Raw genomic sequence first — 16,111 nt, 5'->3', positions numbered from 1 at the left:
CCATGAAAGCTGCTTTTATCTTTGACCTAACTAAGCTGACATTTATTATTCAGTCACGCCGACTCAGTAAATCTTACTCGGTGATAATGCGGATCCCAGGAATAATCTGCTGGCTTCTTTTACCCTTACGTTTCAACCACAGATAAAAAGCGGCTAATGCAAACAAGAAGAAACCAATCCACAGACTTGATTGAACTGGGTGCTGCGTAAAGGTAGCGGCTTGATAAACTACCGTTGCAGAACCATAAGCCAGTGAGAAAGTCCACGTTGCCGCAAACGTCGCCCACCGAGAACCAAACTCATGCACTAAGGCGCCCATTGCCGCAACACAAGGAGTATAAAGTAAGATAAACAGCAAGTAGGAGAAAGCCGCAACTTTACCACTAAAACCTGCTTGTAAAGCACCAAAAGTCGATGTCGCAACACCTTGTTCTTCAGCCACGGTTTCTTTATTGGTTAAATCACCGACCGACAGTTTAAGCGGATCTTCAAGATCTAAACCAAACAAGTTAGCTGGAATCGTTGCCAGAGCCGCATTAAAGCTTTCGCTCAATGGTGCAAGCTCTTCATCTGTCGGCGCCGCGCTGCTGTATAGACTGTTTAAGGTACCAACAACCGCTTCTTTAGCGAAAATACCCGTGATAATACCGACGGTTGCAGGCCAGTTATCCTGCTCTATGCCCATAGGCGAGAAGATAGGCGTAATTTTTTGACTCGCGACACTTAGGAGTGATGCTTGGCTATCTTCATGGCCAAATGTACCATCAACACCAATAGCATTAATGAAGTTCAATAAGGTCACAACTAGAACAATCGTTTTACCTGCGCCTAATATAAAACTCTTAGTGCGTTTACCTGTACGAACCATAACAGCTTTCAGCTTAGGTAGTTCATAACTTGGCAGCTCCATCACCACAGCGCTACTGCTGCCGGGTAATAAAGTGCTTCTGAGTAATAAACCCGTACCGATAGCGGCAAAGATACCAATAATATACAGCAAGAAGACTAAATTCTGACCTGAATCAGGGAAGAAAGCCGCCGCAAATAGTGCATAAACCGGAAGACGTGCACCACAGGACATAAATGGTGCCATCATCCCTGTCACAATACGCTCACGCTCACTGCCTAAGGTTCGCGTAGCCATAATTGCAGGCACTGAACAACCAAACCCGACAATCATAGGAACGAATGCTTTACCAGGCAGGCCAATACGACGCATTAAACCGTCAACCACAAATGCAGCGCGTGCCATGTAGCCAGAACTTTCGAGGATCGACAAACCGAGGAAAAGCGCCGCAATAACAGGAATAAAGGTTGATACGGTTTGAATGCCTTGGCCGACACCGCCCGCTAAGATAGTGACCAGCCAAGCCGGAGAGCCCATGCTCGTCAAGAATGAACCGAAGTGATCGACAAACAATGCGCCAGCAAAAACATCAAAGAAATCAATAAAAGCACTGCCAATATTAATGCTGAACATAAACATCAAATACATCACAAACAAGAACACAGGAATGCCAAGCACAGGATGTAAAACGAGTTTATCTAATTTGTCACTGAGGGTGAGGAACCCTGACTCTTTCACTGAACCTTGAAAGACTTGTTCAACGAAATTAAAGCGCGTGGTCGCCACCATCACTTCAATATCATGGCCTTGCTGAGCAATAATCTGAGTACAGGAATTCACTTCATCCTGCAGTTCAGCATTTTTACAGCTACCACAACCTGAACCATTACCTAGCATAGCCAAAGCGCGGCCGCGACTTAATTGGGCATCTTTGCTGCAGAGTAACTGCACGCCCGCTTCAATTTGTTCATCATAATGAAGCACTAATGGGGCTTCTGAGACTCGGCCTTGAAGTAAATCGAGTACCTGTGCCTGCACTTTAGCGACATCGGCAGGATCTCGCGAACACACGCCAATCACAGGGCAACCAAGCTCTTGGCTCATTTTCTTTAGATCGACTTTAATCCCACGTTTGACAGCCGAATCAATTTTATTCAGCACCACCACCATAGGGATAGCGAGTTCACGTAATTGGGCTGTGAGATATAAGTGACGTTCGATATTAGTGGCATCAACTAAATTGATAATGCCATCGACACGTTGCTCGGCAAGGTATTGCTGCGCAATTTGCTCATCAAGTGAACAATCGCAACTATTACCCGCCGGAAGAAGATCGTAAATACCCGGTAAGTCTGTCAGATAGACGTCAGCACCGTTTAAGGTGAAATGACCAGTCTTTTTTTCGACCGTAACACCAGACCAGTTACCCACTTGCTGATTTGCGCCTGTTAGCGCGTTAAAGAGTGTAGATTTACCCGCGTTAGGGTTTCCTACTGTGACGCAATGAAACTGCTTAGCCATTCGTCTTTTCCACCTCAATGATGTCTGCCAAATCTCTGCGCATACAAAGTTTACTACCACGAATATCCAGTTCGAGACCAGAACCCATAGGTGCGTATCGGATCAATAAAAAACGCGTATTTGGCGTGATCCCCATGGACAACAACTTGCGCTTCACGGTTTGTGGCAGCGCCAAACGCCCCACTTCAGAAATAAGACCGCGATCGCCGGGACTGAGTTCGCTTAACTTCATTACGTATTCCACCTTGCAACAGGTTCAGCTCGAAAAACTGCGCCCATTGTAACCGAGCGATGACACTAATAACTTTACCTAGATCAAGATTTTTGATTGGTAACGATAATAGTTTTCAATTGTGTTGGGTATTATGTGATAAAAATTCCAATGAATAAACGACCAACCGAAAATAAAAATCCGCACCTTAGCATTAGTGACTATCAAGCGATGCACAGAAGTCAAAACGCTGTAAACAAATCCCACCCGAAGCAAGTGTGATCAAAATCACACTTAATCTATATCGCCTGTAAAATCATCCTTCTTTACAGTGAAAAGACCACGCAATGTTAAGCACGTGTCACACACTTGTTCTAATATTAACCGAGCTCAATAAGCTAAATTAGCAATATCGAAAGCGTAAAAATAACAAATATAAATGCACTCGGGAAAACATAACCATGGAAATAGGGCTAAAGTTCAGAAGCATAGCTAAGGCTATGCTATGTATTTTGTTATCAATCGCAAGCGTTTCGGCCTCAGCGACCCCTTGGGATGACAAAAAACCAGAAGAAGTTGTTGCGACATTAGACAAAAAATTCGCCGAAGGTAAGTATTCCGCTAAAGGCGCTGATACTTGCCTGATGTGCCACAAAAAAAGTGCCGTGGTGATGGCAATATTTGAGGGGGTTCATGGCAACCCCAATGTGAAAGATTCACCCATGGCCGATTTGCAGTGCGAAGCCTGCCACGGCCCTTTAGGGAATCATAACAAAGGTGGCAAAGAGCCGATGATCACCTTTGGCGCTAACTCCCCTGTTCCCGCGCAAAAGCAAAACAGTGTCTGCATGAGTTGCCACAATGACAGTCAACGTACCGCATGGAAAGGCAATCACCACGATAACGCCGATGTCGCCTGTAGCAGCTGCCATCAAGTGCATACCGCAAAAGATCCTATCAGCGATAAAGCCAATGAAGTCGCCATTTGTACCCAATGCCATACCCAACAAAAAGCCGATATGCACAAGCGCTCGGCGCATCCATTACAGTGGCAACAAATGGTGTGCAGTGACTGCCATAATCCCCACGGCAGTTTAAACGATTCAAGCTTGAAGCAAATGAGTGTTAATGAAAATTGCTATAGCTGTCATGCCGAAAAACGCGGCCCTAAACTGTGGGAACATGCCCCCGTCACCGACAACTGCGCTAATTGCCACAATCCCCATGGCAGCGTGAACGAAGCCATGCTGATCAGCAAACCGCCACAACTGTGTCAGCAGTGTCACGCTTCGGATGGCCATAGCAGTAATGCCTATTTTGGCAATCAAACCAATGCCTTCACTTCTGGTAATTCCTGTATGAATTGTCACGGACAAGTGCATGGCTCTAACCATCCTTCTGGCAAATTACTACAGAGATAACAAGGGAATGATCATGCGAACAGCTAAAATGTCCCACCCTAGCGCTTATTTCTCCCTCACTTTGCTGGCTTGGGCGATAAGCGGTGTTTTGACTCAAGCACACGCCGAAGGTTATGAGCTGCAAGAAGCGAATCGAAGTAACATAAAGACCGAGGCATGGAGCTGTAAGCAATGCCAACTTAAGACAGGTCATATTGGCAATGTCAGTGCCAGCCTCGCTTACAACGATAGTGAGGACAGCCGTTTCGGTAACCGCACAGGGACAGATAATGATGGTCTCGTTGGCGCCGTCGGTGCGGATATGATGTACAAAACGCAGACGGGTTATCAAACCGAGCTGGTCGCGGACAAGTTAGGCTTTGACGCTGGATCTGCCATGCTCACAACCGGAAGGCCGGGAAACTATCAAATCAACTTGGGTTATAGAGGCTTAGCAAACTATAACCATAATCAACTCAAAAGCCCCTATACCTCAGTGCAAGATAAAATATTATTGCCCGATAACTGGATAACAGGCGGCACAACGCAATCTATGCCTATGTTACAGAGCAGCCTTGTTAGCCAAGATTTAAGTATTCAACGTGATCGCTTTAGTATCGGTGGTTACTACGCTGGCAAAATATCACCTGAAGGTGACAATAACAGTCACTACAAAGCCTCGCTAAACTATCAGCATGAAGACCGCAGTGGCGCAAAAAAGACCAGTGCCAATATACTCACCAATAGCGTTATGCTAGCCCAACCGATTGATGACAGTACTGATGAAGTCGATGCGAGAATTTATTTTAACGGTTCAGGCTGGCAAGCTGGCATCAATAGCCAAATCAGCCAATATAAAAATGATCACCAAGCCATGCTGTGGCAGTCTGCCTACACACCCACCTTTGGCGCAGCATACTTAGGCCAGAATGCGGTCGACCCCGACAATAAAGCCTACCGAGTTGCCGCAGAAGCCTCAGGGGGGGCAAATGGTCAAAATGTATTGATGCACGCAGGCTTTAGTCGCATGACCCAAGATGACGCCTTTATTCCAGCCACCATCAATGGCCCATCGCCCGTCCTGCCTGCCGATACCTTAGATGGCCAAGTGGATATTATTGAGATGATCCTTAAATATTCAGGCCGGATCACCCAAGACTTAAGTGTACAGGCAAGTTATAACTACCAAGACAGAGATAACAAAACGGCCAAATTAGCCTTTCCGCAGATCATCACCGACAGTATTAATCAAGGCACAGCCCAAAATAGCCTTTATGATAAGCGCACCAAAAAACTCGAACTTAAAAGCAAATACCGTTTTACCTCAGCGGCTTATGCCGAAGCGGGTTACAGCCATAATGAAAACGATTATGCCGAACTCGACCGCCAATCCATCGATGAATCTGGCGTGTTTGCTAAACTGAGTTATCGCTATTCGCCCGCATGGTCAGCTTGGTTGAAAGGAGAAGCACTAGAGCGAGATGGCAGTGAATATCATCCCGTCGCAACCACTCAAAGTTCAAGTAATCCTTGGCTACGTAAATCCTACCTTGCCGATAGAAAAAGACAGAAAGTCACCTTACACACGGATTATCAGAGCGACATTGGTCTATCTCTTGGTGCCAGCTTACACAGTATTAATGACGACTATCATCATACCCTAGTAGGTCTAACAAAGGTGTCCTATCTCGGTTACGACTTGTCAGCCCAATATATGCTGAGCAGTGACCTCAATTTAACCGCCTTTGTTAACCAAGATTGGCGCGATTCAGACCAAGCGGGCAGTAATTCCTTCTCGACACCCGATTGGTACAGCACTGCCGAGGAAAAATCGACCTTGATTGGTGCAGGGCTTAGTTATCAAAACCTGTTCGATCATCACCTCGATATTGGTTTGGATTACAGCTATTCCGATGGACAGAGTGATACAGAAGTGACCTACGGCATCACCAGTCCCTATGGCGATTTTTACGCCCGCAAACACAATATTAATGCCTATGCCAAATATAAGTTTGCCGACAGTATGTCGCTGCGCGTCGATTGGTTATTCGAAAAATATCAAGATGCTAACTGGCAAAACCAAGGCACAAGCTGGGACACGATTCCCAACGTACTCAGTTTTGGTGATATGGGCCACGACTACAACGCTCACTACTTAGGCTTGACCTTAAGCTACCAAATGTAACTTAGGCACTGACAGCGCATTCCAAGGATAGAAATATGAACAAGTTTGCAAAAATTCGCACTCAATTCAGTCTTATGCTGGCCTTAGTCTCCCTATTAAGCGCCTGTGGCGGTGATAACGGCCAAGATGGTAATCCCGGTGAGCCTGCGAAACCGCCTGCATTAACGATAACTAACCTTAACATCATGGTCGATAAAGTCGCGATGACAGATGGCATTGCTCAAGTGGATTTTCAAGTGAGCAATCAAGATGATGAAGCCGTGATTGGTATCCCATCGGCGACATTTATTGCTGCGCAGCTTCTCCCCCAAGGTTATACAGGCGCGGGGAATAGCAGTGAATGGCAGCACTTTACCGCTGAAACCTGCGCGGCAACTTGCCCAGGCAGTCTCACAGATCATAAAAACGGTCACTACAGTTATACCTTCAGCGCCGCATTTAATGGCATGAATGGAGTGACGTTTATGCCCGAAGCGACCCAAAGAATGGTGGTCAAAATTGGCGGCGATAAACTTGCCGATAACACGCCCTTACCTATAACCAATCAGCATTATGACTGGCAATCTTCAGGTAGTAATGTCGCTTACACCCGCAACTTAGTCACAATAGAGACCTGTAATAGTTGCCACAGTAATCTAGCTTTCCATGGCAGTAGATATAATCAAATCGAAACCTGCGTCACCTGCCATAACAGCAAAAAAGTCAGTAACCCTGCGGATATTTTCCCACAAATGATCCACAGCAAACATTTAACCGGCTTCCCGCAACCCATTAGTGACTGCCAAACCTGTCACGTCGATAAGGCTGAGTTAACCGAACAGCAAAACTGGCGCAGAATCCCGACCATACAAGCCTGTGGTGCCTGTCATACACAGATCAATTTCCCCGCAGGCGAAGGACACCCAGTGCAAACAGATAACAGTAACTGCGTGGCGTGTCATAATGCCGACTGGACCGCAAGCGTACACAGTGATGAAGCTAAAAACGCGGCATTGATGCAATTTAGCCCAAGTATCACCAGCGCCAGTATGGATGCCAATGGCACGGTCACTGTTGCGGTTAAACTAATGAATCCAGCCACAGGAACTGTGTATAGCGAAAGTGCCAATAAGCTAAAATTTATCAATGATTTAAGGATATATGCCAACTGGGGAACCAGTTTTGATTATGCGACCCGTTCAGCTCGCTCGATTAAACTGCCGGAATCCACACCCATATCAGGCTCTAATGGCATTTATACCTATACGATAGCGGGCCTTACCGTGCCAGCAGGCACTGAAACGGATCATGGTGGACTTGCGATTCAAGGCAGAGTCTGTGCCAAAGATAAAGTACTGGTTGATTGCACGACTGAACTGGCGGAAGTGTTAGTGATTAAATCCAGCCACAGTTATTTTGATATGGCAGCATTAAGCAGTACGGGTCGCCGCACTGTTGTCAGTAATACAAGCTGCGGTAATTGCCATGGTGATCAAAAACTGAATATTCACGGCTCACGTAACGATCTCGATGGTCAATGCCAGCTATGCCATAACGCCAATATGCTGGCCGATGCGACGGCAGCCAATCCTTCAATCACGTCATTTGACTTTAAGCAGCTGATCCACGGTATTCACACCAGTCAATTCACAGGGTTTGAAAGCCTAAACTACCCAGGAAAAATCGGTAACTGTGCCCAATGCCATGTTAACGATACTGCGGGAATTTCTACCGTCGCCCTCCCCTTAAATTCAGCGGTGCAACCCCTTGCCCTCAATAACGGCACTTTTACCAGCCCAATTGCCGCTGTGTGTAGCAACTGCCATTCAGATACCAGCACTCATAACCACATGGCGCAGCAAGGTGCTGTTTTTGCAGGTACAAAATCCGATGCAACCGCTGGAACTGAAACCTGTGCTTTCTGTCATGGGCAGGGCGGAGTCGCGGACGTGTTGAAAGTGCATCCAATAGACTAACCCTATGATGCTGGCCTAAAAAGGCCAGCAACTGCAGATATAAAAGGAACTCATACGATGCAGCCATCTACTCCTAAAGAAATAGTCAGATCTCAGTCACATTACCCGCCTAAAGTGACTGATAAATACCAGTGACTTAGTTAGCCTTACAGATGGAAAACTAATTCCACACATCTTATGCGGGTAATGAGATTTATTCTTATTTGCTAAGCGTTTGATGATGATTACAACTATTGCAGGGAAATATCATGATGAAACGGTTCAATTTCAATACCGCAACAAAAGCGATGTTGGGTGCCGGTTTACTCTCTCTACTACTCGCCGGTTGCGGTGGTAGTGACGGTAAAGATGGTGAAGACGGAAAACCTGGCGTTGTCGGTGTTAATATCGATTCAACTCCTACACTGAAAGCAAGTTTCACTAACGCCACAGTCGATGCAGGTAAAGTGACTGTTAATTTCACATTAGAAAATGCGAATGGTGTGGCTGTACTTGGCTTGAATAAAGATCACGACATTCGCTTTGGTATTGCGCAACTTAGCCACGTAACAGTAGCAACAGAAGATCCAGCAAAACCCGCTGACCGCGGTTACCAATGGCAAGCCTATATCAATACGAAAAAAGAACCTGGCACAGTGCCTTCTGGCGTGGATAACCTCAATCCATCCGCTCAATATCAAGCCAACGTTGAAGCTGCAGCCAAGTGTGATACATGTTTAGTCGATCATGGTGATGGCAACTACAGTTATACCTATCAAGCCAATATCGTCAATGTCACTGAGCCCTTAGCCATCACTTACAGCGCTGAAGCGACTCAACGTGCAACCTTAGAGCTTGAGTTACCACAACTTTCAGCAAACGCACATTTTGACTGGCAGCCTTCAACAGGTAAAACAGAAGGAATCCAAACACGTAACGTTGTTTCAATAACAGCCTGTTACACCTGTCACCAACCAGAAAGTTTAGAGTTACACGGCGGCCGCAGAGTTGATATTGAGAACTGTGCATCTTGCCATACGGCAACATCTGGTGACCCTGAATCAGGCAATAGCATTGAATTTACTTACATGATTCATGCTATCCATAAAGGTGGCGAACGTCATACCTATGATGAAACTGGAGCGGAAGTTCCTGCACCATATAAAATTGTGGGGTATGGCGGTAAAGTCATTGACTATGGCAAGGTTGGTTTCCCATTAAAACCTGCCGCGGATTGTGCAGCCTGTCACGTAGAAGGAACGAACGCGCCAGCTAATGCCGATCTATTTAAGGCTGATTTAAGTAATCAAGCCTGTATTGGTTGTCACACTGAAAAACCATCTGCTCACCACAGCAGCAATGACTGTGTTGCCTGTCATAATGCAACTCAACCCTACGGTGGAACAGGCAGTGCGGCTAAACGTCATGGCGATGTGTTGAAAGCATATAAAGACGCAGAAGCAATGAGCGTGAAATTCACTGACATTACTGCTGATATCAATGGCAAACTAACATTCAAAGTTCAAATATTAGATGGCTCTGGTAGTGCTGTAGATAAAACCTTAATAAATCAGTCCAGTAGAGTGCTTATTGCATGGGATAGTGATAAGAACTACCCCGAATATGCTTCAGCCTCTTCTCGTCGAGTTGCATTGTCGGAAGGTACATTTGATCCTGCTAGCAAAATTTATTCGTTAACTGCTAGTAAAATGGTATTTCCTGCAGACGCAGTAGGAAAAACTTTCGAACTATGGTCAACTCTTGAAGCTTGTTTCAACAATGGTGGTTACGGCGTTGCTGATGTTGTAATGACAGATTGTACGACAGAAAATGTGCGCAAAATTATGATAAAAGAAGCGCCATTCAATTTTGTTTGGAACGGCACAGCTGCAGATCAAAGTACCAAACCAGGTGTGCGTCGTGGAATTATTGACACAGCTAAATGCCAAGGCTGTCACAATCAACAAATCCATCATTATGACAATGGTGTAAACTGCCAAGCCTGTCATACATCTGACAAAACCCTTAAAACCGATTCAAGCTATCCAGGTGGCAAAATCCCAACTAGCTTTGCTTGGAAAGCTCACGAACGTGAAGGCCATTATCTAAAATATGCAGGCGTACAATCAGGCACTGTACTTAAAACCGATTGTGCTTCATGTCATACTGTAGATAAATCAAACGTCATTACAGGTATTACCTTAGGCCGTGCACCTGAACGTGCATGGCGTTTTGGTGACATCAACAATAACGGTACCGATATTTGGGTCTCTTCTGATGCTGGCGCATGTTTAAGCTGTCACCAGAAATATCTCTCTGATGCCGCTAAATCTCATATTGAAGCTAACGGTGGTATCTTAAACGGTACTAGTGCAGCCGATGTGCAAACCCGTGCATCTGAAAGTTGTGCGACTTGCCATACACCAGCTCAATTGAGTGAAGTCCACGGTAACTAAACAGATGTAACGCTCTCATTCAGAGCAATGTTTTTATTGTTATTAAAGAGAGAGGTTGTTACCTCTCTCTTTATATTCTTCCCTTTCAAAAATCCGCTGTTTTTTTGTTCTAAAATCATTTTTACCTCTCGCTTTAAATACCTCTTTAGAAATAGAAAGATCCAAGTCACACATTAGCAAAGGCCTTGGAGATTTTAAGGTCATGTTAGGTTAGCCTTTCCTTGGGGAATTCTATTTCCAGCATCCACTTAAGTCGCTTCTAGTGACCAAAAACACAGACATAGAATCTGTTGGCTCTAGAACATAGCGTTTAAGCAATGCCAAACCTATGCAGGGAAAAAAATGATGAACGCACAAACAACTAAAATCGCACTGCTGTTAGCAGCAAGTGCAGTCACTATGGCCTTAGCGGGCTGTGGTGGCAGCGATGGTAATGATGGTAATCCCGGTGAACCTGGTGGCGAACCTGCTCCAGCGATTCAAACCCTTAATTTCGCCTTTGACAAATCTGTCGTCACTAACGGTATTCCGAGTGTTGAGTTTACCGTCACTAACGAAAATGATTTACCCGTTGTTGGCCTACAAAAAATGCGTTTTGCCGCAGCACAATTAATCCCACAAGGTGCAACTAGTGCAGGTAATGCGTCACAATGGCAATACTTTGGTGATGAAACCTGTGATGTCGCTGCAACATGCCCAGGGACTTTCGTTGACAAGAAAAACGGTCACTACAGTTATACTTTTAGTATGAACCTGACCGCTAACACTAAAGTCACCTATAACGAACAGTTAGCTCAACGAGTATTAATCCGCGCTTATAACACTCCGCTTCCCGATGGTACTCAAGTACCAAACAGTAACGCCTTTGTCGACTTCACTGCCGATACTGGCGCACTGCCAACATACAGTCGCAAAATTGTCGCCACAGAAAGCTGTAATACTTGTCACCAAGATTTAGCCAATGTTAAACATGGCGGCGCGTATTCTGACGTTAATTACTGTGCAACTTGCCACACAGCCGGAAAAGTCGGTGTAGGTAAAGAGTTCAATGTTCTCGTTCACGCTAAACACAAAGACCTCACCTTAGGCTCATTAGAAAGCTGTCAAAGCTGTCACGCTGCAAATGAGGCTACGCCTGATTGGAGTAATTGGTCACGTATCCCAACTGCTGCCTCATGTGGAAGCTGCCATAGCGCAGTGGACTTTGCTGCCGGTAAAGGTCACTCACAACAGCTAGATAACTCTAACTGTATCGCCTGTCATAACAGCGATTGGACTGCAGAACTGCACACAGGTAAGACTGCAGACAAAAAAGCCGTTATCGCTCAGTTAGGTATGTCAGCAGCACTTGCTGGTCAAGCTGATGATACTGCAGTATTAACCGTGTCTATCTTAGACAAAGATGGTAACGCAATTGATGCGGCAACCGTTCAAGATAAAATTAAACGTTTAGAGTCCGTTACCAACGTTGGCCCTAACTTCCCGATCATGGGCTACAACCCAAGTCCAGGTAGCGGTAAAGCGAAAATAGCGAAAGACTTAGTCAAAGATGGCGCACTGCAAGAAGGTGTAACCTTAGTTGACGGTAAATTGGTCTTTACAACACCCGCTCTACCTTTCGGTGCAGGCGATACTGATACCGCCTTTACCATTATCGGTTTAGAAGTGTGTAGCACTGGTACAAGCTTAACCGCATGTACCGCAGACAGCGCAACAACGAGCATGAAAGCCGAGCTAGCTTTTGGCACTAAGTCTGGTAAAGCACCGAGCATGCGTCATGTTAACTCAGTTGAGTTTGGTACCTGTCAAGGTTGTCACGGTGATAGCTTCGAAATTCACAAAGGCCACCATGCGGGTTTTGTGATGACAGAACAGCTATCACATGCAAAAGATGCCAGCGGTAAGCCAATCGTAGGTGTGGATGCGTGTGTCGCTTGTCATACCCCAGATGGTACCTATGCAAATGGTGCTAACAAAGGTGCGTTGGAGATGAAGTTACACGTTGTTCATGGTAAACAAGGTGTCATCAAAGAATGTACCCAATGTCATAACGACTTCAACCTAGATGCATTCAAGGTCAAAGGCGCTCTGGCAACAACTGCGGGTAAATACACCACGCCAATCACTGCCACTTGTACTTCATGCCACGCGCCAGAATCTATTGGCCACGGCTTAGAAAATATGGGCGCGATTGTGAACGGTGATTATGTTCAAGCCAATCAAGCGGCGCAGTCAGAAACCTGTTTCTACTGTCACAAACCCACACCAACAGATCACACTCAGGTGAAGATGTAATTTGCCCAAGCAGGGGGAGTTCGCTCCCCCTTTCTTGAATTTTGTTGGGACAAATTGGGAAGCCTATTATGAAGAACAGCCTAAAAATGAAAAACCTACTGCCGGCACTTGTCATCTCCATGGCAATGTCTGCAGTGATGTCTTTATGCATCACACCGAGTGCACACGCCTCAAAGTGGGATGACAAAATGACGCCAGAACAAGTCGAAGCCACCTTAGATAAGAAGTTTGCCGAAGGCAGCTACTCCCCTAAAGGTGCCGATTCTTGTTTGATGTGCCACAAAAAATCTGAAAAAGTGATGGACCTCTTCAAGGGTGTCCATGGCGCCATTGATTCATCAAAGAGCCCAATGGCTGGCCTGCAATGTGAAGCCTGTCATGGTCCTATGGGTCAACACAATAAAGGCGGCAACGAGCCGATGATCACTTTTGGTAAGCAATCGACCTTAAGTGCAGAAAAACAAAACAGTGTCTGTATGAGCTGTCACCAAGATGATAAACGCGTATCTTGGAACGGTAGTCACCATGACAATGCCGATGTCGCTTGTGCCTCATGCCACCAAGTGCATGTCGCAAAAGATCCTGTGTTATCAAAAAACACCGAAATGGAAGTCTGTACTAGCTGCCACACTAAGCAAAAAGCAGACATGAATAAACGCTCGAGTCACCCACTAAAATGGGCTCAAATGACCTGTAGCGATTGTCATAATCCCCATGGGAGCATGACAGATTCCGATCTAAACAAGCCTAGCATTAACGAAACCTGTTACTCCTGCCACGCCGAGAAACGCGGCCCAAAACTGTGGGAACATGCACCCGTCACTGAGAACTGTGTGACTTGCCACAATCCTCACGGCAGTGTGAATGATGCCATGTTGAAAACCCGCGCACCGCAGCTGTGTCAGCAATGTCACGCCAGCGATGGCCACGCCAGCAATGCTTACTTAGGTAACACTGGTTTAGGTTCAAACGTCGGCGACAATGCCTTTACGGGTGGAAGAAGCTGTTTAAATTGCCACAGTCAGGTCCATGGTTCAAACCATCCATCTGGCAAGCTATTACAGCGCTAAGGAGACGAGAAAATGAAATTTAAACTCAATTTGATCACTCTGGCGTTACTAGCAAACACAGGTTTTGCAATAGCGGCCGACGGGTATGGCTTAGCCAATGCCAATACAGAAAAAGTCAAAATGTCCGCTTGGAGCTGTAAAGGCTGCGTTGTTGAAACGGGTACGTCTGGCACTGTGGGTGTGGGCGTGGGTTACAACAGCGAAGAGGATATTCGCTCGGCGAATGCCTTTGGGACTTCAAACGAAGTTGCGGGTAAATTTGATGCCGATGTCACCTTCCGTGGTGAGAAAGGCTATCAAGCCAGCGTTGAAGCTTATCAACTGGGCATGGATGGTGGCCGTTTAGATGTCAATGCGGGCAAACAGGGCCAGTATAATGTCAATGTAAACTATCGCCAAATCGCCACTTACAACAGTAATAGCGCCTTAACGCCCTACTCTGGTGTCGGCAGCGATAATTTAACCTTGCCAGACAACTGGGTAACTGCGGGTTCAAGCAGCCAGATGCCGTTACTGATGGACAACCTAAATGCCTTAGAACTGTCGCTCAAACGTGAACGCACAGGGTTAGGTTTTGACTATCAAGGTGAATCGCTGTGGAGTACGCATGTGAGCTACATGCGTGAAGAAAAAACTGGCTTGAAAAAAACATCAGGTGGATTCTTTAACCAATCCATGATGTTAGCTGAGCCAGTTGATTACACCACTGACTCCATTGAAGCCGGCATTAAACTAAAAGGCGATCGTTGGTTCACTGCACTTAACTACAATGGCTCAATTTTTAAGAACGAGTACAACCAGTTAAACTTTGACAGTGCCTTCAATCCGACCTTTGGTGCTCAAACCTCTGGCACACTCGCCCTTGACCCTGACAACCAGTCACACACAGTGTCGCTCATGGGTCAATACAACGACAATACCAATGTGTTAACAGGTCGTGTGCTTGCGGGACAAATGAGTCAAGACCAAGCATTAGTCACTTCAGGCTATGGCTATCAAGTGCCAACAGAGGCCGTTGATGCCAAAGTTGACCTCACAGGGTTGAACTTAAAAATCGTCAGTAAAGTAACTAACTCACTGCGCTTAAGTGGTAGCTACGACTATAGCGACCGTGATAACAATACTCAAATTGAAGAGTGGACCCAAGTCAGCATCAACAATGTCAATGGTAAGGTGGCCTATAACACCCCTTACGATAACACTACCCAACGCTTCAAAGTGGCGGCGGATTATCGTATTACCCATGGACTGAAGCTTGATGGCGGCTATGACTTCAAACGTGACGACCGTAATTATCAAGACCGTGAAACCACGGATGAAAATACCGTTTGGGCACGTTTGCGCGTTAACAGCTTTGAAACTTGGGATATGTGGGTTAAGGGCAGTTACGGTCAGCGTGATGGCTCGCAATATCAAGCTTCTGAATGGACATCTTCTGAAACCAACAGCCTGTTACGTAAGTACAATCTGGCTAACCGCGACAGAACCCAGATTGAAGCTCGAGTCACCCACTCGCCAATCGACAGCTTGACCATAGATTTCGGTGCCCGTTACGCATTAGATGACTACTCTGACACAGTTATTGGCTTAACTGAGTCAAAAGACACCAGTTATGATGCCAACATCAGCTACATGATCACCGATGATTTACTGGCGACAGCCTTCTACAACTATCAAATCATTGAGTCTGAACAAGCGGGAAGCAGTAATTACAGCACCCCAACATGGACAGGATTCATTGAAGACAATGTAGATGTGGTCGGGGCAGGCCTTAGCTACAACAACTTGCTTGAGAACAAGTTACGCATGGGATTGGATTACACTTATTCAAACTCCGACAGTAACACTCAAGTCAGACAAGGTATCACAGGCGACTATGGCGATTATTTTGCCAAAGTGCACAACATTAACTTATATGCTCAATATCAAGCCACCGAGAAAATGGCGCTGCGCTTGGATTATAAAATTGAGAATTATAAAGACAATGATACCGCCAATGATATCGCCGTCGATGGGATCTGGAACGTCGTAGGCTTTGGCAGCAATAGCCATGACTACACAGCGCAAATGATCATGCTGAGCATGAGTTACAAACTCTAATCGATACTGTTCATAACACGAAAAGCCCGCAAATGCGGGCTTTTGTTTAAGCGAAGCAGGATCTTTTAAAGCGATAACATCATGGCAGATAA

The 16,111-nt window shown here is 45.8% G+C and carries 10 protein-coding genes; 7 read left to right on the top strand and 3 right to left on the bottom strand.

Annotated features, from left to right (window positions below):
* Positions 1–73 precede the first annotated feature (73 nt).
* Together feoB and L5M29_RS02175 are read right to left on the bottom strand one after the other, a co-directional pair.
* Positions 74–2,368 carry a Fe(2+) transporter permease subunit FeoB gene (feoB, locus tag L5M29_RS02180; RefSeq protein WP_105252942.1) on the bottom strand — a complete coding sequence of 765 codons (2,295 nt, stop codon included), beginning with the start codon at positions 2,366–2,368 and terminating at the stop codon, positions 74–76.
* Positions 2,361–2,600, bottom strand: coding sequence for a ferrous iron transport protein A (locus tag L5M29_RS02175; RefSeq protein ID WP_028760477.1), 240 nt, complete (start codon positions 2,598–2,600; stop codon positions 2,361–2,363). The genes feoB and L5M29_RS02175 overlap by 8 nt, the downstream gene beginning before the upstream one ends.
* Positions 2,601–3,040: 440 nt before the next feature.
* Here L5M29_RS02175 and L5M29_RS02170 point away from each other — a divergent pair, with 440 nt between their 5' ends.
* From L5M29_RS02170 to L5M29_RS02155, 4 genes are all read left to right on the top strand, one after another.
* Positions 3,041–4,000 carry a DmsE family decaheme c-type cytochrome gene (locus L5M29_RS02170; protein ID WP_263165956.1) on the top strand — a complete coding sequence of 320 codons (960 nt, stop codon included), beginning with the start codon at positions 3,041–3,043 and terminating at the stop codon, positions 3,998–4,000.
* A 13-nt stretch (positions 4,001–4,013) separates the two neighbouring features.
* Entirely contained in the window at positions 4,014–6,164 is a 2,151-nt protein-coding gene (locus L5M29_RS02165; RefSeq protein WP_263165954.1) for an MtrB/PioB family decaheme-associated outer membrane protein, read from the top strand.
* A gap of 35 nt (positions 6,165–6,199) precedes the next feature.
* Positions 6,200–8,119 (top strand): OmcA/MtrC family decaheme c-type cytochrome, encoded by a 1,920-nt coding sequence (locus tag L5M29_RS02160; RefSeq protein WP_263165953.1) that lies wholly within the window; start codon positions 6,200–6,202, stop codon positions 8,117–8,119.
* A gap of 248 nt (positions 8,120–8,367) precedes the next feature.
* Positions 8,368–10,554, top strand: coding sequence for an OmcA/MtrC family decaheme c-type cytochrome (locus tag L5M29_RS02155; RefSeq protein ID WP_263165951.1), 2,187 nt, complete (start codon positions 8,368–8,370; stop codon positions 10,552–10,554).
* 42 nt (positions 10,555–10,596) lie between these two features.
* Here L5M29_RS02155 and L5M29_RS02150 read toward each other — a convergent pair whose 3' ends face one another.
* On the bottom strand, positions 10,597–10,758 hold the full coding sequence (locus L5M29_RS02150) for a hypothetical protein (protein WP_263165949.1): 162 nt from the start codon (positions 10,756–10,758) through the stop codon (positions 10,597–10,599).
* A gap of 138 nt (positions 10,759–10,896) precedes the next feature.
* Between L5M29_RS02150 and L5M29_RS02145 the strand changes: the two genes are divergently transcribed.
* The 3 genes from L5M29_RS02145 (at position 10,897) to L5M29_RS02135 (ending at position 16,019) form a co-directional block, all read left to right on the top strand.
* Entirely contained in the window at positions 10,897–12,849 is a 1,953-nt protein-coding gene (locus tag L5M29_RS02145; RefSeq protein WP_263165948.1) for an OmcA/MtrC family decaheme c-type cytochrome, read from the top strand.
* 68 nt (positions 12,850–12,917) lie between these two features.
* On the top strand, positions 12,918–13,919 hold the full coding sequence (gene mtrA / locus L5M29_RS02140; RefSeq protein ID WP_028760483.1) for a decaheme c-type cytochrome MtrA: 1,002 nt from the start codon (positions 12,918–12,920) through the stop codon (positions 13,917–13,919).
* A gap of 12 nt (positions 13,920–13,931) precedes the next feature.
* A complete protein-coding gene (locus L5M29_RS02135) occupies positions 13,932–16,019 on the top strand; it encodes an MtrB/PioB family decaheme-associated outer membrane protein (protein ID WP_263165945.1) in 2,088 nt (695 codons plus the stop codon).
* Positions 16,020–16,111 lie beyond the last annotated feature (92 nt).

Origin of the sequence: Shewanella sp. SM95, assembly GCF_025653595.1 — a bacterium.
GTDB classification, from domain to species: domain Bacteria; phylum Pseudomonadota; class Gammaproteobacteria; order Enterobacterales; family Shewanellaceae; genus Shewanella; species Shewanella oncorhynchi.
Note: the sequence above shows the minus strand (reverse complement) of the source record. Positions and strands in the feature narration are given on the sequence as shown.